Annotated in this window: 20 protein-coding genes; 2 read left to right on the top strand and 18 right to left on the bottom strand. The window is 36.4% G+C overall.

Features of this window, described 5'->3' with window-relative positions; translation table 11 throughout:
- Positions 1–102 precede the first annotated feature (102 nt).
- Positions 103–294, top strand: coding sequence for a cold-shock protein (locus ACFFGA_RS00190; protein ID WP_173280095.1), 192 nt, complete (start codon positions 103–105; stop codon positions 292–294).
- A gap of 100 nt (positions 295–394) precedes the next feature.
- Here ACFFGA_RS00190 and ACFFGA_RS00195 read toward each other — a convergent pair whose 3' ends face one another.
- The 17 genes from ACFFGA_RS00195 to ACFFGA_RS00275 all read right to left on the bottom strand — a co-directional run bounded on the left by ACFFGA_RS00195 (position 395) and on the right by ACFFGA_RS00275 (position 18,851).
- Positions 395–2,467 carry an alpha-ketoacid dehydrogenase subunit alpha/beta gene (locus ACFFGA_RS00195; protein ID WP_386057927.1) on the bottom strand — a complete coding sequence of 691 codons (2,073 nt, stop codon included), beginning with the start codon at positions 2,465–2,467 and terminating at the stop codon, positions 395–397.
- Positions 2,468–2,580: 113 nt separating this feature from the next.
- The gene (locus tag ACFFGA_RS00200) at positions 2,581–3,648 is read right to left on the bottom strand and encodes a branched-chain amino acid aminotransferase (protein WP_386057930.1); all 1,068 of its coding nucleotides are present in this window, start codon (positions 3,646–3,648) and stop codon (positions 2,581–2,583) included.
- 88 nt (positions 3,649–3,736) lie between these two features.
- Entirely contained in the window at positions 3,737–5,080 is a 1,344-nt protein-coding gene (locus ACFFGA_RS00205) for a dihydrolipoamide acetyltransferase family protein (protein ID WP_386057933.1), read from the bottom strand.
- Between the two features lie 194 nt (positions 5,081–5,274).
- Positions 5,275–5,889, bottom strand: a complete 615-nt coding sequence (locus tag ACFFGA_RS00210) for an acyltransferase (protein ID WP_386057936.1) — start codon at positions 5,887–5,889, stop codon at positions 5,275–5,277.
- A 143-nt stretch (positions 5,890–6,032) separates the two neighbouring features.
- Positions 6,033–6,782, bottom strand: a complete 750-nt coding sequence (locus ACFFGA_RS00215; protein ID WP_386057939.1) for an enoyl-CoA hydratase/isomerase family protein — start codon at positions 6,780–6,782, stop codon at positions 6,033–6,035.
- Between the two features lie 3 nt (positions 6,783–6,785).
- On the bottom strand, positions 6,786–9,287 hold the full coding sequence (paaZ, locus tag ACFFGA_RS00220; protein ID WP_386057941.1) for a phenylacetic acid degradation bifunctional protein PaaZ: 2,502 nt from the start codon (positions 9,285–9,287) through the stop codon (positions 6,786–6,788).
- A 251-nt stretch (positions 9,288–9,538) separates the two neighbouring features.
- On the bottom strand, positions 9,539–10,750 hold the full coding sequence (gene pcaF, locus ACFFGA_RS00225; RefSeq protein ID WP_386057943.1) for a 3-oxoadipyl-CoA thiolase: 1,212 nt from the start codon (positions 10,748–10,750) through the stop codon (positions 9,539–9,541).
- A 110-nt stretch (positions 10,751–10,860) separates the two neighbouring features.
- On the bottom strand, positions 10,861–11,268 hold the full coding sequence (locus tag ACFFGA_RS00230) for a PaaI family thioesterase (RefSeq protein ID WP_386057946.1): 408 nt from the start codon (positions 11,266–11,268) through the stop codon (positions 10,861–10,863).
- A gap of 118 nt (positions 11,269–11,386) precedes the next feature.
- Positions 11,387–12,556 (bottom strand): 3-hydroxyacyl-CoA dehydrogenase NAD-binding domain-containing protein, encoded by a 1,170-nt coding sequence (locus tag ACFFGA_RS00235; RefSeq protein ID WP_386057948.1) that lies wholly within the window; start codon positions 12,554–12,556, stop codon positions 11,387–11,389.
- A 63-nt stretch (positions 12,557–12,619) separates the two neighbouring features.
- The gene (locus ACFFGA_RS00240; RefSeq protein WP_386057951.1) at positions 12,620–13,555 is read right to left on the bottom strand and encodes a threonine/serine dehydratase family protein; all 936 of its coding nucleotides are present in this window, start codon (positions 13,553–13,555) and stop codon (positions 12,620–12,622) included.
- A 42-nt stretch (positions 13,556–13,597) separates the two neighbouring features.
- Positions 13,598–14,380: an enoyl-CoA hydratase-related protein gene (locus ACFFGA_RS00245; protein WP_386057954.1), complete on the bottom strand. Its 783-nt coding sequence runs from the start codon at positions 14,378–14,380 to the stop codon at positions 13,598–13,600.
- 62 nt (positions 14,381–14,442) lie between these two features.
- Positions 14,443–14,943: a 1,2-phenylacetyl-CoA epoxidase subunit PaaD gene (gene paaD, locus ACFFGA_RS00250; RefSeq protein WP_386057957.1), complete on the bottom strand. Its 501-nt coding sequence runs from the start codon at positions 14,941–14,943 to the stop codon at positions 14,443–14,445.
- 53 nt (positions 14,944–14,996) lie between these two features.
- The gene (gene paaC / locus ACFFGA_RS00255; protein ID WP_386057960.1) at positions 14,997–15,749 is read right to left on the bottom strand and encodes a 1,2-phenylacetyl-CoA epoxidase subunit PaaC; all 753 of its coding nucleotides are present in this window, start codon (positions 15,747–15,749) and stop codon (positions 14,997–14,999) included.
- Between the two features lie 44 nt (positions 15,750–15,793).
- Positions 15,794–16,084 (bottom strand): 1,2-phenylacetyl-CoA epoxidase subunit PaaB, encoded by a 291-nt coding sequence (paaB, locus tag ACFFGA_RS00260; protein ID WP_386057962.1) that lies wholly within the window; start codon positions 16,082–16,084, stop codon positions 15,794–15,796.
- Positions 16,085–16,122: 38 nt separating this feature from the next.
- Positions 16,123–17,079, bottom strand: a complete 957-nt coding sequence (gene paaA / locus ACFFGA_RS00265; protein WP_386057965.1) for a 1,2-phenylacetyl-CoA epoxidase subunit PaaA — start codon at positions 17,077–17,079, stop codon at positions 16,123–16,125.
- Positions 17,080–17,139: 60 nt separating this feature from the next.
- Positions 17,140–18,213 (bottom strand): 2Fe-2S iron-sulfur cluster-binding protein, encoded by a 1,074-nt coding sequence (locus tag ACFFGA_RS00270; protein WP_386057968.1) that lies wholly within the window; start codon positions 18,211–18,213, stop codon positions 17,140–17,142.
- Between the two features lie 68 nt (positions 18,214–18,281).
- Positions 18,282–18,851 (bottom strand): TetR/AcrR family transcriptional regulator, encoded by a 570-nt coding sequence (locus ACFFGA_RS00275; protein WP_386057971.1) that lies wholly within the window; start codon positions 18,849–18,851, stop codon positions 18,282–18,284.
- A gap of 48 nt (positions 18,852–18,899) precedes the next feature.
- Here ACFFGA_RS00275 and ACFFGA_RS00280 point away from each other — a divergent pair, with 48 nt between their 5' ends.
- A complete protein-coding gene (locus ACFFGA_RS00280) occupies positions 18,900–19,208 on the top strand; it encodes a rhodanese-like domain-containing protein (RefSeq protein WP_386057974.1) in 309 nt (102 codons plus the stop codon).
- Between the two features lie 58 nt (positions 19,209–19,266).
- Here ACFFGA_RS00280 and ACFFGA_RS00285 read toward each other — a convergent pair whose 3' ends face one another.
- Positions 19,267–19,890: a DUF4230 domain-containing protein gene (locus ACFFGA_RS00285; protein WP_386057977.1), complete on the bottom strand. Its 624-nt coding sequence runs from the start codon at positions 19,888–19,890 to the stop codon at positions 19,267–19,269.
- Positions 19,891–20,005: the final 115 nt, after the last annotated feature.

The following is a 20,005-nucleotide window of genomic DNA, read 5'->3' on the forward strand; positions in this document are numbered from 1 at the left end:
AAGGATTAGACCATTACCCTATTAATTCAAATTAATTGGATTAAAATAATTGATTTTCAACTAATTAGACTACCTTTGTCGCTTAATTTAATATATTTTAATATGAGTACTGGTACAGTAAAATTTTTTAATGACTCTAAAGGTTTTGGATTCATAACAGAAGAAGGAAACGGAAAAGAGCATTTTGTACACATTTCTGGTTTGGTTGATGAAGTAAGAGAAGGTGACAATGTAGAATTCGATTTAACCGAAGGAAAAAAGGGATTAAATGCAGTAAATGTAAAAGTTATATAATTATATACTTTAAAAATCTTTTTAAGAATAAAGCCTATCCAAAAGATAGGCTTTTTTTATGTTCAGTTGTCAATTATTTAAATTGAAAGTATTACAAGCGTTAATAGTTCAATAATACTTCAATTTTAGCTTTTACTTTCTCAGCCGATGGAATCATAGTCTCTTCTAAAACTGAATTTAAAGGAATCGCAGGCATGTTTTCACTACCAATAGTCATTACTGGTGCATCTAAATATTTGAAGCATTCTTCCTGAATTTTTCCTGACAAAGCTCTAGCAAAACTGTTATCACTTGGTTCTTCGGTTACCACTAAACACTTTCCTGTTTTTTTAACTGATTTCATAATGGTATCTTCATCTAATGGATACAACGTACGTAAATCAATAATTTCTATTTGATCTCGCATTCCTAACTCTCCAGATGCATTATAAGCCCAATGTACTCCCATGCCGTAGGTCACGATCGTTAAAGTTTCCACATCATCTTGCTTCCAGATTTCTTGTAGCAACCAAGCTTTACCAAAAGGCAACACATAATCTTCAGCTGGCTCAACAGATGTTGCACCTTGCGTTCCTGGTACTTTTGACCAATACAAGCCTTTGTGCTCAAAAATCACAACAGGATTCGGATCGTGATATGCCGCTTTCATCAAGCCTTTTAAATCGGCACCATTACTTGGATATGCAATTTTTATACCTCGAATATTTGTTACCACACTTTCCACAGAAGATGAATGATAGGGTCCACCACTACCATAAGCACCAATGGGCACACGCAAAATCATACTCACTGGCCATTTACCGTTACTTAAATAACAACTTCTACTTACTTCAGTAAATAGCTGATTGAGTCCTGGCCAAATGTAATCGGCAAACTGAACCTCAACAATAGGCTTTAAACCTACTGCACTCATACCAACAGTAGAACCAACTATAAATGCTTCCTGTATTGGTGTGTTAAATACACGGTCATCACCAAATTTTTGAGCCAATGTTGCCGCTTCTCTAAATACACCACCAAGTCTTCCGCCAACATCTTGTCCGTAAAGCAAACATTCTTTATGCTCGCGCATTAACTCTTCAACAGCGAATAAGGCACAATCTACCATCACTACTTTTTCAGCACCTTCAGGTGAACGCTCTCCTTGTTCTTCTGTAATTGGTGTTGGTGCAAAATCATGTGTAAATAAATCCTCTGGTTTTGGATCTTCGGCTTTTAAAGCTTTTTGAAAATCATTTTCAACCCAAGTTTTTACTTCAGATTCAATATCATTTATGTCCTTTTCCGTGAAACCGTTGTCTAACAATTGCTGTTTTAACACAGGATAAGGGTCTCGTGAGCGCGCTTCGTCCAAATCATCACGATACCATTCCATACGGACACCAGAAGTATGGTGGTTTAACAAAGGGACTTTAGCATGCACCAAAAACGGACGACGTTCTTCACGAATGGTTTTTATAACTTTTTCTAATGCTTCATAACTTTCAATAAAGTTGGCACCGTCTATTGAAATGGCTTCTAAACCGTGAAAGCCCTGTGCATATTCATAGGCATTTTGAGCTCTGGTTTCTGCTTCATTTGCACTAATATCCCAACCGTTATCCTGTACCAAATAGAGAATAGGCATTTGCTTTAAAGCCGCCATTTGAAAGGCTTCAGCAATTTCGCCTTCGGTAACTGATGCGTCGCCTAATGAACAAACAGTTATGGGTTTTAGAGATTCTTCGCTATTGCCCTGAACTACATTTGGGTTTACCAACCCTTGTTTTTCGAGATATTGCATTCCCATAGCAACTCCTGTGGCTGGAATGGCTTGCATACCTGTTGCAGACGATTGATGTGGAATTTTTGGCTTATCGGCATCTTTTAAACTAGGATGCGAATAGTAGGTGCGTCCGCCAGAAAATGGATCGTCTTTTTTTGCCAAAACTTGTAACATCAGGTCGTAAGGTGTCAAACCAAAAGACAATAGCATGGCATCATCACGATAATATGGAAAAGCATAATCTTGAGGTAATAACTGCATGCCTAATGCCGTTTGTATAGCTTCATGTCCACGAGATGTTGCATGCACATACTTTGAAACCAACTTAAAATTGGCTTCGTATAATTCTGCCATGGTTTTGGCCGTTACTAAATTGGTGAATCCTTTTTCTAATATTTTTTTATCCATGCCTTTCATTCTTATATAAGCAGAAATCTATTTTAAATTTGTCAATACTATCATAATGGATTCCGCATCACACTTCGACTATGCTAAGTGGAACAGTGCGGAATGACAAAATGTTAAACTAATTCCTTTTCAATTTTTATCATCCAATTGAATTTATCTTCTATTTTCCCTGTTTTAATTGCATTTAATGTGTCATTGACATCTAGTCCCACCGGACTTTCATCAGACACATGAATGGTTTCTTCTCCTACTCCAATTTCTTGAATATAAGCAATACCAACTGCAGTTCCGGTTCCGAAGGCTTCTTCTAGTGTTCCGTTTTTTGAAGCCTCTCTAATTTCATCTATTGTGATTGGTTTTTCGGTTACTTCAAATCCTTTATCACGCAGTACATCTATAACGCTCATTCGTGTAATACCATCTAAAATAGCACCATCGCGTTTTGGCGTGATAAACTTTCCGTCAATTTTAAAGAAGATGTTCATGGTACCTACTTCCTGAATGTACTTATGCTCTACAGCATCTAACCATAACACCTGATCATAACCTTTTGCTTTAGCCAATTCGGTAGGACGAATGGCTGCTGCATAATTACCTGCAGCTTTTGCTTCACCTGTTCCACCTTCCACAGCTCTTACATATTTCTTTTCTGCCCAAAGTTTAATGCGTTTGCTAAAAAACGGTCCTGAAGGCGATGCCATAATGATAAACTTATAACTGGTTGCGGCTCGCATTCCAATAAATGGCTCATCGGCATACATAAATGGTCTTAAGTATAAAGCGCTTCCATCTTTTGGTGGAATCCAATTATGCTCTAAAGCGACCAGTTGCTTTAAGCCTTCAACAAATAAGTCTTCTGGAAAATGAGGCATTCCCATACGGTCTGCACTAGCGTTTAAACGTTCAGCATTTTTGTTTGCTCGAAATAACATGGGATTCCCATCTGCATCTACCGTTGCTTTCATTCCCTCAAAAATAGCTTGACCATAATGCAAAGCCATAGCTGCTGGATGCGTTGGAATTAAAGTCAACGGTTCAATTCTAGGATTTTGCCATTCACCATTTTTATAATCACAGATAAACATGTGATCTGTGAAAGTGGTTCCTAATGGTATGTTGTTGAAATCGATAGTTTCAACTTTTGAATTTTCTACTCTTTTAATTGAAATGTTAGGTTTCATAATTCTCTGTCATTCCTGCGAAGGCAAGAATCTATTTTTAATTTATATTTCTTTTGAAATCCCTGCCTACGCAGGAATCTCAAAATGTTTATATTGTTCTTTTAATATCAAATTGTTCAAAATAATCGGCTACGCGACGCACGAAGCTTCCTCCTAAAAAGCCATCGACAACGCGGTGGTCGAAAGACAAGGATAAGTACATCATACTGCGAATTGCGATTTCATCTCCTTTTTCGGTTTCGATGACTTCAGCACGTTTTTTAATGATTCCTAGCGCAAGAATAGCTACTTCTGGTTGATTAATAATAGGTGTTCCCATGACACTACCAAAAGTCCCAACGTTAGAAATGGTGAACGTACTGCCTTTAATATCGTCTCCAGCCAATTTGTTTTCTCGAGCTTTATTAGCTAGTTTATTTACGTTTTCGGCTAGGGTTTTTAAGTCTTTGGTATCGGCGTTTTTCACCACAGGAACGATTAAATTCCCACTAGGTAAAGCCGTAGCCATACCAATATTAATATCGTCTTTTACGATGATGTTATTACCATCGACTGATGCATTTATATTTGGAAAATCTTTGACTGCTTTTGCAACTGCTTCTACAAATAATGGTGTAAAGGTTAATCGCTCTCCATATTTTTCTTGAAAAGCCACCTTGTTTGCATTGCGCCAATTGACCATATTGGTTAAGTCCGCTTCAACATAAGCTGTAACGTGAGGTGACGTATGTTTTGAATACACCATATGATCTGCAATCATTTGGCGCATTCTGTCCATTTCTATGATTTTCCCTTTGCCTTTATCGAATTCTAATTGTGGAATACGGTATGCTGTTGGGTCTTTTTCTGCAATTGGTTGTGCAAACTTATATGGACGTCCGTCTTCAATATATTGAAACACATCGCTTTTTCTTAAACGACCTTCGTTTCCGGTTGCTGGAATTCTTGCCAATTCTTCAAAACTGATGTGATGTTCTTTGGCTATTTTTATGATTAATGGCGAAAAGAAGGTATTTGAATTTGAAACTGAAAATGAAGTTGAACTTGAAACCTTTTCAACTGGTTTTGGTGTTTTTTTATTGGCTTTGTTCTCGACTGCGCTCGAACTGACAGCTTTAACTTCTTTCGATTTCGAGTTCATGTTCGAATTCGAGTTCACTTTCTTATCTTCTGAAACTTCCAGTACTGCAATTACTTCTCCAACAGGTACAACATCCTTTGCTTGAAACAATGTTTTTACCAATGTGCCAGAAGCTGGTGCAGGCACTTCGTTATCTACTTTATCGGTTGCAACTTCTAGGATGATTTCCCCTTCATCAAATGAATCGCCTTCATTTATCAACCAATTGATAATGGTTCCTTCTGTTATGCTTTCGCCCATTTTGGGCATTAACAATTCTCGCGTAAGCGGGAATCTCTTTTCATCACTCATTTCAGTTTATTTTTCAAAATACTCGGTTTCGTTTCTTTTAGATTCCTGCCTTCGCAGGAATTTGATTAACTAGCGTTTGTTAGTTTTTACTTTTATTTTTAAATGAGTAAACTTATTTTAATAATAATTACTCAAAACTTCTCGATACAATTTTATCGTTCCTCAAAAATCACTCGAAGTGACGCTGAAGTTATTTAATCTTTAGATTCCTGCCTGCGCAGGAAATGTTCCCTTAAAGTATCATAAGCACCTTCTTGGATTTTCATATTTTCTGGAACTTCGCGTAATGGCTCAACGGCTTTTAGACTGTTATGGCAATCTTGTGGCAACTGCTGATACAACTGGGTTCCTTTAGTTTTCCAAGCAATCATCTCGTCGCTTACCTGCTTGATGACTTTTGCTGGATTACCAACCACCAAACTACGTGGCGGAATTTTGGTTTCGGCTTTTACAAATGCCATGGCACCAACGATACTTTCGTCACCAATTTCTGCATCGTCCATGATAACGGTATTCATTCCGATAAGGCAATTTTTACCCAAATTGGCTCCGTGGATAATTGCTCCGTGACCTACGTGCGCGCTTTCCTTGAGCGTGATGGACTTACCTGGAAACATGTGTACCGTACAGTTTTCTTGGACATTGACACCATCTTCCAAAATAATTTGTCCCCAATCTCCACGAATGGCTGCTCCAGGACCTATGTAACAGTTTTTGCCAATGATGACATTTCCTGTTACCGCAGCCAATGGATGCACGTAACTGGATTCGTGAACGACTGGTGTGTAGCCTTTGAAACTGTATATCATAAAGCAGCTCCTTTTAATTTCCCTATTTCGACTGCGCTCAATACAGGCGGCAGGGAAAAATACTCATGTGTTCTTACTGTTATATACTTACTCATTTCTCTGAATAATTAGTTCCTTCCCTCTGGGAAGGTTAGGATGGGCTTTTATTTATATGTTTTTAATTTCTCTTTTGTAAATTCTGACAAAACTAATCTTCCACTAATTTTTGCGCGTTGAATGAGCAATTGGTCCCAATCTTCAGTGCCTCTCCAAAACATAGTTTTCATTTCGCTCATGGCTTTTGGGTTGTAATTGCAAAGGTTTTCAGCAAAGGTTTTAACAGCTTCATCTAATTCTTCAACAGTTTCATACACTTGGGTAAACAATCCTTTTTGTTGTGCCCATTCAGCAGAGTAAAATGTGTTGGCATCTATGGCAATTTGAGACATTGCACCCAACCCTAATTTTCTTTGTACCGCTGGACCAACTACAAAAGGGCCAATACCAACATTCAATTCGCTTAATTTTATAGCGGCAAACTTAGTTGCCATACAATAGTCTGTAGCAGAAGCCAAACCTACTCCTCCTCCAACTGTTTTGCCTTGAATGCGCCCAATTATAAATTTTGGGCATTTACGCATGGCATTAATTACGTTTGCAAAACCAGAAAAGAAAACTTTTCCTGTTTCCTCATCATTTATATCGATAAGTTCGGTGAAACTTGCTCCAGCACAAAAGGTTCTATCGCCTCCACTCTTTAGCACAAGAACTTTAATGCTGGCATCTTCACCTGCATTGGTAATTGTTCTAGCCAATTCAGAAAGCAAATTTCCTGGCAATGAGTTGTGTGCAGGATGGAAAAATTCGATGTATCCTACTCCGTTTTTGTTATTTAATTTTACGTATGGTTCCATATATTATATTAATCCAAATTGTTCAAAATGATGGTTAAGGTGTTTTCTTTCTAATAAATACGATTCATATTTGTTTAATTCTCCGAAAACCAAATTCTTTAATTTTGCATCTGGATTTTCTTTGAAATATTCTAAATACTTTTCGCGTTGTGCTTTAAATTTTTCAATGGCTGTTTGTAAATCTGGATGTCTTAAATCATCCAACTTATCCTTTTCCAGTTGTGGGAATTGAGAGTTCTTCGGAAATTTATCATAGTTATACAAACTCGCGTGTACCTTCTCCAAAATCTTTTCTGGCGTAGCGATTTCAAAATCTTGAATTTCTCCCGAAGCAATTTTGTAAGTGTATTCCAAATGCTCAATCATGTGCTGTGGTGTCATGATTCCCCATTTTGGCTTGGTATCTTCTTTCAGTTTACTTAAACACTCTTCAATCTTTTCCGAAGTCATTTCAACAAACGTTTCTTGCTTTTTCTGAACCATCGTCAACACCGTTGCAAATGCTACTTTTTCATCATTGTTGGCATCAAAAATTTCAGCGTACCATTTTACAATACCACTAGGATGTTCGGCTGAAGCTACATCTCTATCTACTTTTTGCTTACAGGTCAATCGCACATAGATCGTATCGTTGTGGTATAATGGACGTAGGAAACGACATTCTTCCAATCCGTAATTTGCGGACACAGGACCTTTATTTGGATACACGAATAATCCTGCTGCTGCCGAGATAATGAAATAGCCATGAGCCGTTCTTTTCTCGAAAATACTTCCATCTAAAGAGGTGATATCAGTATGCGCATAGAAATGGTCCCAAGTAAGGTTTGAAAAATTAATGATATCTGTATCTGTAAAGGTACGGTTGTGGGTTTTCATGGACATTCCTGGTTGAATGTCTTCCCAATGGTATTTAAACGGATGTTGTTCTGCTTCCTTATAATTTGCGTTTTGCTGATAAATGCCTGTAATTTCGGTCAATGTTGTTGGCGACCCTTGAATGGCTGTGCGTTGTAAATAATGCTTTATGCCTCGCATACCTCCCATTTCTTCGCCTCCACCTGCACGTCCTGGACCACCATGAACCAAATAAGGTAATGGCGAACCATGACCTGTACTTTCTTTAGCCATATCGCGATTAATCACCATAATTCTTCCATGATGTGAAGCAGCATTCACTACATAATCTTTAGCTATTTTATCATCGTTTGTTGCAATAGAAGACACCAACGAACCTTTACCCATTTGCGCCAAGGTTATGGCTTCGTCTAAATTTTTATAAGGCATAATGGTACTTACAGGTCCAAATGCTTCACGTTCGTGAATAATGGTATTTTGAAATGGATGGTCTGCTCTTAATAAAATAGGACTGATAAAAGCACCTTTTTTAGCATCTGCACCAATGGTTTCAATTTTGTCTAAATCACCATAAACGATTTGCGCTTCTTTGGCTAAATCATTAACAGAATCGCGAACCGCTTGTACTTGTTGGCGACTTACCAATGATCCCATTCGAACTTCTTTTAATCTTGGATCACCAATGGTGACTTTATCTAGTGCTTTTCCTAACTGAATTTGAACGTCTTCAACCAAATTTTCTGGAACGATAATTCTACGTATTGCAGTACATTTTTGTCCGCATTTTACGGTCATTTCTTTTCTGACTTCGTTTATAAACAAGTCGAATTCTGGTGTTCCAGGAACTGCATCTTCTCCTAAAATAGAAGCATTTAACGAATCGGCTTCCATAGTAAATGGCACTGACTCTTGAATTAATCTTGGATGTGCTTTTAGCAATCTTCCTGTTTGTGCAGAACCTGTAAAGGTTACTACATCTTGAGATTCTACGGTATCTAAAATGGTTTTAACCGTTCCGTTGATGATTTGTAATGCACCTTCTGGTAAAATACCCGAATCAATAATTGTTTTTGCAACAGCTTCAGCTAAGTACGATGATGAAGGTGCAGGTAAGACTACTGCGGGAACTCCAGCCATCCAGTTTACTGCACATTTTTCTAACATTCCCCAAACCGGGAAATTAAATGCGTTAATATGCACTGCAACTCCTTTCTTAGGAACCATAATATGATGTGCCATAAAGCGTCCACCACGCGATAAATCTATAGCATCTCCTTCAACATGATAGGATTGATTTGGAAATAATTTTCTAAGTGAAGCATTAGCAAATAAATTTCCGAAACCTCCTTCTATATCTATCCAGCTGTCTACTTTTGTTGCACCTGTTCTGTAACTTAAATCGTAAAATGCATCTTTTCTCTTGGTAAGATACAATGCTAAACTTTTAAGCATGTTTCCACGTTCTTGGAAGGTCATTTTACGAAGGACTTCTCCTCCTTTTGTTCTTCCATAGTTAAGAATTTCTGGAATATCTAAACCTTCAATTGCAACGCTGGTAAAGGCTTCGCCTGTTACTGCATCTAGAATTGGTGTTCCTTCTTCTTTTCCTGTTGTCCAGTTTCCTTGGACGTAGTGCTGTATTTTATTCATAATCCTATCCCAACCCTTTCCAAAGGAAAGGGCTTTTAGTTAGTTTTCTAATTTAAATACCTACAAGGTTCTAAAAAACCTTGCAGGATGTAACTCGTTATTTTGAGACCTCACAGGTTTTAAAAACCTGTGAGGTGTTTGCGTCTGAGTAAGTACGCGTTAGCGATTGAGGCTTTGTGAAGCTCTTTTTTGTTTTTCTCAAAAAAAGCGACTGCCGAAAGCGCAACCCTTGTGATAACGCCCAAATTATTTTATAAATTCACATTTTCAATCACGCAAGCATACCCTTGACCTACACCAATACACATGGTGATTAATGCATAGCGCTTGTTTTGTTCCTGCAACTCTAAAGCAGCTGAATATGATATTCTTGCTCCTGTTACACCAAGTGGATGACCTATGGCAATAGAGCCTCCATTTGGGTTTAGTCTTGGGTCGTTATCTGCCAATCCCCAAGCACGTGTACACGCCAAAGCTTGTGCTGCAAAGGCTTCGTTTAGTTCTATAATGTCCATATCGTCCATTGTTAATCCTGCTTTTTCCAGTGCTTTATTTGAAGCTTCCACAGGACCAATTCCCATGATTCTTGGTTCGACACCAACCACTGCAGAACTTACAATTCTGGCTAATGGTTTAAGGTTGTATTTTTTTACGGCATCTTCACTTGCAATAATGGTAGCAGCAGCTCCATCATTTAATCCTGAAGAATTTCCTGCGGTTACGCTTCCTCCTTCTGCTTTAAAAGCACCTCTTAATTTTGCTAATACTTCTAAAGATGTATTTGGTTTTACAAACTCATCTTTTGAAAATTGAATTGGGTCTTTTTTACGCTGCGGAATTTCAACCGTTACAATCTCTTTTGCTAAACGTCCGTTTTCTTGTGCTTTGGTTGCCTTTTTCTGACTCCAAAGTGCGAATTTATCTTGATCTTCTCTTGATATATTATATTTCTCAACAAGATTTTCAGCTGTATTTCCCATACCATCAGTTCCGTACATTTTTTGCATTTTCGGATTGATAAATCGCCATCCAAAACTTGAATCGTACATTTTAGAATCATTCCCGAAGGCACTTGATGGTTTTGCAATGACGTATGGTCCGCGTGTCATATTTTCTACGCCTCCAGAGATAAACACATCGCCATCTCCTGCTTTTATAGCACGATTGGCATGAATTATTGCTGATAATCCTGAACTGCATAATCTATTAACTGTTTCACCCGGAACGGTATATGGTAATCCAGCTAAAAGAGACGACATACGTGCAACATTACGATTGTCTTCTCCCGCTTGATTTGCACAACCCATAATCACATCGTCATAAGCTTCTTTTGGGATGTTTGGATTTCGTTTTACAATTTCTTGAATTACTAATGCTCCTAAATCGTCTGTACGAACAGCAGATAAAGTTCCTTTGTAGTTTCCTATTGGTGTTCTAATTCCGTCTATTATGTATGCTTCCATGTTATTTTGAAATTGAAGCCGAAATCGAAATTGAAATCAAACTTCTTTATTTACTGTTTTTATTAATTTATAGATTCCGCATCAAGTGCGGAATGACAAATAGTTTCTATTTATTCTTCCCAAGATTTACTTGTTCTGTAAACCACACCTTTAAAAAGTGCTACAAGTTCATCACCTCGTTTGACTTCAATGATATTAAAGCCTAACTTGTTATTTACTTTTTCTATGACTGATTCTGCTACTAAATAATCACCTTCGTTCAATGCCTCAATATGATTGATACTTGTTTCTATGGAAACTGCATATTTACCATGAGTGTTTGCTGCAAATCCGAATGCTGTATCTGCTAATGAATAACTGATTCCACCATGTGCTTTGTTCATGCTGTTTAGCATCTCTTTTCTAATGGTCATTCCGACTTTACATCGTCCGATTTCACATTCTAGGATTTCAATTCCTAGCCAAGTGCTGTAAGCGTCTTGAGATAACATTTTATATGGAATTTGTTCTGGTTTCATATGTATTCTTTCGTCACTTCGAGTGATTTGTGAGCTTCGAGCAAATTGTATCGAGAAGTTTCACTTGTTCTCGATACAAAATTGCAAAAAAAGCAATTTCACTCGAACTGACGTTCAGTTAAAAAAGCGTTTTATCTTCTCTGTTCAATTTTCGTAATAATGGACTACAACGATATCTGTCTTCATGATATTCGTTATATAATTCGTCTAATTTAGACACACACCAATCAATACCTTTTTCGTCTGCCCAAGCCAATAATCCTTTAGGATAGTTGACTCCTTTAGTCATTGCATTATCTATATCTTCAGCTGAAGCGATGTTTAAAAATAGTGCGTCTGCTGCTTCGTTTATTAGCATGACTAAAACACGATCGAATATTTTTTGTCCTAGTTCATTATCATGAGATTCCTTCGCTTTGCTCGGAATGACAATGCGACCGTTTTCATCATAATCATAATAGCCTTTTCCTGATTTACGTCCGAGATAACCTGCTTCTGCAAACCGTTTTTGCGTGAATGCTGGCTTGTATCTTGGGTCGAAATAGAAAGCTGTAAAAACGGTTTCGGTTACAATGTAGTTAACATCATTACCTATAAAATCCATTAACTCAAATGGTCCCATTCTAAATTTACCGATACTTTTCATCGCATCATCAATAGTTGCAAAATCTGCAATACCTTCTTCATATATTCTTAATGCTTCGCCATAAAAAGGTCTTGCGACTCTGTTGACTATAAATCCTGGTGTATCTTTAGCTACTGCTACTACTTTTTTCCAGTCAGAAATAACTTGTATTGACTTTTCAAGCACTTCACTTGATGTTTGAATCGCTGGAATGACCTCAACCAATTTCATTAAAGGTGCTGGATTGAAAAAGTGAATACCAACACAACGCTCTGGTTTATTTAACGATGAAGCAATTGAAGCAATGGATAGGCTTGATGTATTTGATGCGATGATACAATCATCTGTAACATAGCTTTCTAATTCAATAAATAGTTTTTTCTTGATACTTAAATCTTCAATAATAGCTTCAATCGTTAGGTTCGAATCTGATAAGTCTTTTAGACTATCTACATAAGAAATGTTGCCTTGAATTCTATTTTTCTCTTCAGTATCTATTCTACCTTTTTCAATTAATCGCAACAAGATTTTTTCTAATGTGTCTTTAGCTTTATTTAAAGCCGTTTTATTGGTATCGTATAATTTTACTTTGCAACCAGCAGTAGCAGCAACTTGTGCTATGCCGCTTCCCATTGTTCCTGAACCGATTATTCCTATGTTCATATTTTTTTATTCAATTCTTTAAACACCCCTAAAGTCCCCTCAAGGGGACAATCCTTCAATTAATCAGAAGGGAAGATTTGTTATATCTACATTTCCGCCAGATAAAATTATTCCGACGTTTTTATTTTTAAATTCTTCTTTATTCTTCAACACTGCTGCAAATGCCACCGCACTTGACGGCTCAATTATAATTTTCATACGCTCCCAAATGAGTTGCATCGCAGTTATAATATCGTTTTCCTCAACACGAATAATCTTATCGACATACTTTTGAATGATAGGAAAATTTCGTTCTCCTAAGGTCGTTCTTAAACCATCTGCAATAGTATGAAAATTACCATTCGTCTCAATTTTACCAGAAATCAACGAACGATAGGCATCATCTGCAACAGCAGGTTCACCACCAATCACTTTACACTTTTCTGAAAAGAAATGAGCCGCTAAAGCTGTACCTGCAATAAGTCCACCTCCACCTACTGGTGTAAGTATAATATCTAAATTTGGTTGCTTTTCTAAAAGTTCAATAGCTGCCGTGCTATTTCCATAAATCACCTCATCTTGATTAGAAGGGTGTAAAAATGAAGCACCCTTTTCATCTCTTATTTTAAAGGCCGTGGCTTCTCTTGCCTCAAGTGTAGACTCACATTCTATAATTTCACCATTGTAGGTTTTTACACCATCCTTTTTTATTTGAGGAGCATTTTCTGGCATTACGATATACGCCTTAACACCCAATCTTTGAGCAGCCAATGAAACGGCTTGCGCAAAATTACCTGACGAATGTGTTACTACTCCTCGCTGTCTTTCCTCTTCAGAAAGTGATAAAATAGCATTTGAAGCACCACGCATTTTGAAAGCTCCCAATTTTTGGAAATTCTCACATTTAAAAAACAAATTACAGCCAGCCTTTTCATTTAACAGCCGTGAGGTTAACACAGGTGTTTTGTGAATAAAAGGTTTTATTCGGTTGTGGGTTTGTATGAGGGTTTGTTTATCCATAATTATGAGATCCTGAAACGAGTTCAGGATGACAAAAAAATATTAGTTCCCTTTAAAGTTTGGTTGACGTTTTTCTATAAATGCAGTAACTCCCTCCTTATAATCTTCACTTTGTGCTGCTTCTATTTGTAATTTAGATTCTAATGCTAATTGCCCTTCTAAATCATTTGTCATGGATTTATTGAACAATTCTTTAATCATACCTAATGCTTTTGTTGGCATATTTGCTAGTTTTATAGCTAGCTTATTAATTGTTTCTTCGAATTCTTCTGTTGGAACACATTTGTAAATCATTCCCATTTTTTCAGCTTCTTCTGCTCCAATTTTATCGCCTAACATCGCTAATGCTAATGCTTTTTGAAAACCTATTAATCTTGGTAAAAAGAATGTTCCTGCACTGTCAGGAACTAAACCGATTAAACTAAATGCTTGAATGAAGCTTACTTTTTCGTGTGCTACAACGACATCGCAAGCTAAAGCTATATTTGCTCCTGCTCCTGCTGCGACTCCATTAATTGCTCCAATAATTGGTTTTTTAATAGAACGAATTCTGGTAATGATTGGATTGTAATGCTCGTCTAATATTTTTTTAAATCCTGGATTTAAATCTGGATCTGTAACTTCTTTTAAATCTTGTCCAGCACAAAATGCTTTTCCGTTTCCTGTAAGCACAATTGCTCTTACTTCATCGTTTTTTTCGCAAGCGTCTAATGTATTGTGTAATAAAAATGCCATTTCACGATTGAAACTATTGAATACTTCTGGTCTGTTAAGCGTGATGTACGCTACTTTGTTTTCTATTTTAAGTTGTATGCTTTCGTTCATATTTTTTTTAATACCTATCAGGTTTTAAAAACCTTACAGGAAAGTACACTTTTACTTTTAGATTATTTTAAACATTTAAAATAGTCGAATGGTTCTTGGCAATCATCGCACTGAAATTGTGCTTTACATGCTGTTGAACCAAACTGACTTACTAATCTTGTGTTTTTTGATCCACAATTGGTACACTTTACCAATCGTTTTCCATTTAACAAAACATCCTTATCTGCTTCTGCGTTTAAAGGTGCTGCAATACCGTAATCTTCTAATGCTTTAAGACCTCTTGGTGTAATCCAATCGGTTGTCCAAGCTGGATGCAGAATCAATTCTATTTTAGATTCGTATCCTGCGTTTTTTAATGCTTTTTTGATATCATCACCAATGACATCCATTGCTGGACAACCACTGTAAGTTGGTGTGATTTCGACTTTAACTATATTATTTTCTATAACAGCAGTACGTACCACTCCCATGTCCATGATGGATAATACTGGAATTTCTGGGTCAGACACTTTTTCCAGAATTGGAATTAAGATTTGATCTATGTTTTGTTCTGTTGTTGTCATAGTTTTCATGATGAGATCCTGAAACCAGTTCAGGATGACAAATCAAAGATTTATCACCATTCCATATTAGGATAGGTACGTTGCATGTATTGCAAGTCACTTAATAAATACCCTAAATGTTCTGTATGCACACCTTCTTTTCCTCCTTTTTGAAACCATTTTGATTCCGGAACCTTAAGTGTTGCTTCCTCCAAAAGTTCATTGACTCTTTTGTAATAAGCTTCTTTTAGTTTTGTAACATCAACACCTATTCCTTCTTCAACCATTGCTTTATCTGCTTCTGTTTGATGAAACAATTCGTCTGTATAGGTCCACAAAGCATCAATCGCTTCTTGCATTTTTTCATTGCTTTCTTCGGTTCCATCTCCAAGACGCTTTACCCAATCTGAAGAAAAACGTTCATGGTAACTTACTTCCTTGATGCATTTATTTGCAATTGCGGACAATGTTAAATCTGTGCTTTTTTGTAATTCTGAAAGAAACGCTAAGTGGTACACATCGAATAAAAACTGACGACCAATAGTATAAGCAAAATCAGTATTTGGTTGTTCAACCAACAAAACGTTTTTATACTCTCGCTCTTTACGTAGCATTGCGATATCATCTTCTGTTCTATCATCACCAGCTATTTCGGCTGCATACTGAAAATAGCTTCTGACTTGTCCGAATAAATCTAATGAGATATTAGTACAAGCGATGTCTGTTTCTAGGCTTGGTCCATGACCGCATAATTCACCTAATCTTTGACCTAGGATTAAACTGTTGTCTGCTATTCCTAATATGTAGTTGTATAAATTATTATTCATAGTTTTTCCTCATGAGATTCCTGCCTTCGCAGGAATGACAATTATTACATGTGTTTTACTTCGTCTGGTAAATCGTAAAATGTTGGATGACGATAGACTTTATCTTGTGCAGGCTCGAACATTTCACCATTATTCTCCGGATTTGAAGCTGTGATGTTTTTAGATTCTACAACCCAAATACTTACTCCTTCATTTCTTCTCGTATAAACATCGCGTGCATTTTCTAATGCCATTTCAGCATCTGTAGCATGAAGACTTCCACAGTGTCTATGTTCTAATCCGTTTTTACTTCTTACGAAGATTTCCCAAAGTGGCCAGTTTTTTTTGTCAGACATAATTTATATGTTTTGTTTCATCTTGTTTTCAATGAAATTTAAATTGCTTCTTTCTGTTTTCTTTCTAGTTTCTTTACCGCATGAGCCATGGCAGCATCTCTAACCCATTCGCCACGTTCCCAAGCACCAACTCTTGCTTTCATACGTACTTTATTACATGGCCCATGACCTTTTACTACTTGCCAGAATTCGTCCCAATCTATTTCACCAAAATCGTAACTACCTCGTTCTTCATTCCATTTTAAATCTGGATCTGGAATTGTAAGCCCGATTAAATCTGCTTGCGGCACGGTTTGATCTATAAATTGCTGACGCAAATCGTCATTAGATTTACGCTTTAATTTCCATTTCATGGATTGTTCTGTATGCACAGAAACGTCGTCTGTTGGCCCAAGCATCATAAGACTTGGCCACCACCAACGGTTTAATGCATCTTGCGCCATTTCTTTTTGTTCTGGTGTTCCGTTTGCCAACTTTATCATGATTTCATAACCTTGACGTTGGTGAAAACTTTCTTCTTTACACACACGAATCATAGCTCTTGCGTAAGGTCCGTAAGACGTATTACAAAGTGGTACTTGATTGATTATTGCTGCACCATCAACTAACCAGCCTATTGCTCCCATATCTGCCCAAGTGATTGTTGGGTAATTAAATATTGAAGAGTATTTTGCTTTTCCTGTATGCAATTGCTCATACATTTCGTCACGAGAAATACCTAAAGTTTCGGTCGCTGAGTATAAGTATAATCCATGACCAGCTTCGTCTTGCACTTTTGCTAACAATGCTACTTTACGTCTCAACGAAGGTGCCCTTGTTATCCAATTGCCTTCAGGAAGCATGCCCACAATTTCGGAATGTGCGTGTTGCGACATTTGACGAATATGCGTTTTGCGATATTTTTCTGGCATCCAGTCTTTAGGCTCAATTTTTTCGTCACGAGCAATTCGTGCTTCAAATTGTGCTTCTAAGTTTTTTATTTGTTCTTCACTCATAATTTTTAGTATTTGGTGAATAGTTTTTAGTAATTAGAGATTTCCACTTTCGTGGGAATGTTATACGTCGAAATCGACAACTACTTTATCTGATGTTGGTACGGCTTGACAACTTAGCACTAAGTTTTGCGACACTTCTTTATCATCTAACGCGTAATTTATTTTCATTTCTACGCTTCCTTCTTTTACTTCGCATTTACAAGTACTGCAAACACCACCCTTGCATGCAAACGGTAAATCGGCTCCTGCTCCTAAAGCGGCATCAAGAATATTATCGTATTCTTTGGTCATAGTGAAAGCAAATTCCTTTCCACCATCTACAATTGTAACTTGGGTACCTTCAACATTTTGCTGTGCTAAACGTTCAGCTCTTTTGATGTCTTCGTCTGAAAGTCCGGTTACAAATAATTCAAAATGAACGAGCTCTTTTGGTAAACCTGCGTTTATTAAATAGTTGCTTACATAATTCACCATTTTTTCTGGTCCACACAGAAACACTTCACTTGTATCTGGAATATCAATGAAAGTTTTTGTCAAAACTTTCATTTTTTCATCATCAAAACGTCCATTAAACAATTCGATATCCCTTCGTTCTTTGGTTAAGAAATAATAGATTTCCAATCTTCCGAAATACGTGTTTCTAAGTTGCTCTAGTTCCTCTTTAAAGATAATGGATTTTGCTGTTTTATTTACGTAAAATAGCTTGCAAGTTGCGTTTGGCTCTGCTGCTAAATGCGTCTTTATCATAGACAAAATGGGTGTAATACCACTACCAGCTGCAAAGAAGAGATAATTTTTAGAATTTTTAGAATTACATGCCACTCCAAAAGTACCACTTGGAGGCATCACTTCTAGTTCATCACCTCTTTGCAACACATCGTTAACATAGGTTGAAAATTTACCTCCAGCAATTTGCTTAACGGCAACTTTCCATTGGTTATCCAAAGGACTTGAACAAAGCGAGTAGGAACGACGCACATCTTCACCATTAATATCAGCCTTTAAGGTTAAATGTTGCCCTTGGCTAAATTTAAACTCGTCTTGTAATTCCTCTGGAACTGCAAAGGAAATCACAGAACAATCGTCTGTTTCCTTATATATATCTTGAATTTTAAGCTTATAAAATTGCACCATATTTATTCTTAATTGCGCAAACTAACAATTGTTAGTTTACTTGACAAAGTTAAGAAATAAAAATGAAATTATTTGTTAATTCCGTGAATGAGCACATTACTTAAATTATCTGAAAGTTCATGTGGATTTAAATCTTCCTTTTTAGGGATCCATAAGTACAATGATCTTAACGTGGATAGCATTGAAAACAGCACAACATCTACATTAACATCCCTTATTTCACCTCGTTGAACACCTTCTAAAATTATACTTCGAAAATCGTTTTCATAGCCAGAACGCAGAGTGAGATAATACTCTAACTTTTCTTCAAGATGCATCCAATCATTATTTAGAGATGCCATTTCAAAGGTGTTTTTAGAGGTAATATCTACATGCAATTTTACTACTTGTTCTAATTTTTCAATACTTGTATTATCGGATTTTAAAATATGCTGCATCCCTTCAGTAAAGTTTTCGGCTAATGAGATTATTATAATTTTTAAAATTTCTTGCTTTGAGTTTATATGATTGTACAAGCTTGCCGCTTTAATGCCCATAGCAGTAGCTAAATCTCTCATGGTTACTGCGCTAAATCCTTTATCTTTAAAGAGATTTGCTGCCGTTTTTACAATCTCTTCTTTACGTGTATTTACTTTCAATGTTTAATAAAGTCTTTTAATATTTGTAAATTTAAACAAAAAGAAACTATGGGGTTTTTAGATTTTATTTTTGGCACTAAGAAACGGCAAGTTGAATCTTATATTAAGAACGGAGCCGTTATTTTGGATGTACGTTCGCAACGCGAATGGAATGATGGGCATATAGAAAATGCCATTCATATTCCACTAGACGAATTAAATAACAGAGTAGATGAAGTTAAAAAACTCAATAAACCTGTTATAGCATGTTGCGCAAGTGGAGTACGCTCTGCAAAAGCAGCAAAGTTTTTAAATCTACATAATATCGACGCTACTAATGGTGGTGGTTGGGTGAGTTTAAAAAAAAGCCTTTCTTAAATGCTTTCCTGAGGAAATGACTTTTTGGCTATTTCTTAATTCAATGCTAATGTTATAATTAATCTTGTAGCTTTCCTAAATCTCCAATACCTTCAAGACTCTCAACAGGAGTTTGATTGTATTCTAGTGTCCAACCTAACGAATTGGTTAGAATTAAGAATTTTGAAAGCTCGCTTATTAATCGATTTTGTGCATTCAACTTTAAATCTGAAGCTTCAATTTTTTTCATCAAAGATTTATTGACTATTTCTTTAATTTCATTGTAATCTTTGGCTTCAAACTGATTTAAAAAATCTGCTTGAATATCATAATACTCAAAATCTGGGCTTATTTTTATTTCTTCTTTAGGGATATTTTTTATTCTAAGCGTTTTTGTTAACTCATCTACTTCGTATTCAATTTTACTTAAATCGTAGCCAATTGTAACATCCGCATTTACAATAACTATAGCTTGTTTTTTGGCTTCTAACAAATCTGCAAAAACAGCTTTAGAATTTTTATAAGTGAACACTTCACTAAAATGACCTTCGGTAATCACAAGTTTACCGACATTTTTAATTTGTTCTTGTATTAAAGCCGTGTTTTCCTGAAGTACAATTTTATCCTCTTTTTTATCACCACAATATTTAAAAGTGAATAAGATTCCTAATGTAACAATGACTCCAAATAATATTTTTCGCATATGCTAATTTAAATAAAATGCTAATTAATCTTTAGTAAATAACAGCTTTTTAAAACCCATTTTTTTGCATTATACCGATGCCCTAAACATATTAGCTATAAAAAATGCAAAGCAC

This window comes from Winogradskyella pulchriflava (genome assembly GCF_042434315.1).
Taxonomy (GTDB): domain Bacteria; phylum Bacteroidota; class Bacteroidia; order Flavobacteriales; family Flavobacteriaceae; genus Winogradskyella; species Winogradskyella pulchriflava.

What these genes read in the sequence shown, in the direction of transcription:
- ACFFGA_RS00270 (WP_386057968.1), bottom strand. Translation starts at nt 18,213, where the DNA reads ATGGTGCAATTTTATAAGCTTAAAATTCAAGATATATATAAGGAAACA.
- ACFFGA_RS00280 (WP_386057974.1), top strand. Translation starts at nt 18,900, where the DNA reads ATGGGGTTTTTAGATTTTATTTTTGGCACTAAGAAACGGCAAGTTGAA.
- ACFFGA_RS00210 (WP_386057936.1), bottom strand. Translation starts at nt 5,889, where the DNA reads ATGATATACAGTTTCAAAGGCTACACACCAGTCGTTCACGAATCCAGT.
- ACFFGA_RS00190 (WP_173280095.1), top strand. Translation starts at nt 103, where the DNA reads ATGAGTACTGGTACAGTAAAATTTTTTAATGACTCTAAAGGTTTTGGA.
- ACFFGA_RS00285 (WP_386057977.1), bottom strand. Translation starts at nt 19,890, where the DNA reads ATGCGAAAAATATTATTTGGAGTCATTGTTACATTAGGAATCTTATTC.
- paaC (WP_386057960.1), bottom strand. Translation starts at nt 15,749, where the DNA reads ATGAATAATAATTTATACAACTACATATTAGGAATAGCAGACAACAGT.
- ACFFGA_RS00200 (WP_386057930.1), bottom strand. Translation starts at nt 3,648, where the DNA reads ATGAAACCTAACATTTCAATTAAAAGAGTAGAAAATTCAAAAGTTGAA.
- paaD (WP_386057957.1), bottom strand. Translation starts at nt 14,943, where the DNA reads ATGACAACAACAGAACAAAACATAGATCAAATCTTAATTCCAATTCTG.
- ACFFGA_RS00245 (WP_386057954.1), bottom strand. Translation starts at nt 14,380, where the DNA reads ATGAACGAAAGCATACAACTTAAAATAGAAAACAAAGTAGCGTACATC.
- pcaF (WP_386057943.1), bottom strand. Translation starts at nt 10,750, where the DNA reads ATGGAAGCATACATAATAGACGGAATTAGAACACCAATAGGAAACTAC.
- ACFFGA_RS00195 (WP_386057927.1), bottom strand. Translation starts at nt 2,467, where the DNA reads ATGGATAAAAAAATATTAGAAAAAGGATTCACCAATTTAGTAACGGCC.
- paaZ (WP_386057941.1), bottom strand. Translation starts at nt 9,287, where the DNA reads ATGAATAAAATACAGCACTACGTCCAAGGAAACTGGACAACAGGAAAA.
- ACFFGA_RS00235 (WP_386057948.1), bottom strand. Translation starts at nt 12,556, where the DNA reads ATGAACATAGGAATAATCGGTTCAGGAACAATGGGAAGCGGCATAGCA.
- paaB (WP_386057962.1), bottom strand. Translation starts at nt 16,084, where the DNA reads ATGTCTGACAAAAAAAACTGGCCACTTTGGGAAATCTTCGTAAGAAGT.
- ACFFGA_RS00240 (WP_386057951.1), bottom strand. Translation starts at nt 13,555, where the DNA reads ATGGATAAACAAACCCTCATACAAACCCACAACCGAATAAAACCTTTT.
- ACFFGA_RS00215 (WP_386057939.1), bottom strand. Translation starts at nt 6,782, where the DNA reads ATGGAACCATACGTAAAATTAAATAACAAAAACGGAGTAGGATACATC.
- paaA (WP_386057965.1), bottom strand. Translation starts at nt 17,079, where the DNA reads ATGAGTGAAGAACAAATAAAAAACTTAGAAGCACAATTTGAAGCACGA.
- ACFFGA_RS00230 (WP_386057946.1), bottom strand. Translation starts at nt 11,268, where the DNA reads ATGAAACCAGAACAAATTCCATATAAAATGTTATCTCAAGACGCTTAC.
- ACFFGA_RS00205 (WP_386057933.1), bottom strand. Translation starts at nt 5,080, where the DNA reads ATGAGTGATGAAAAGAGATTCCCGCTTACGCGAGAATTGTTAATGCCC.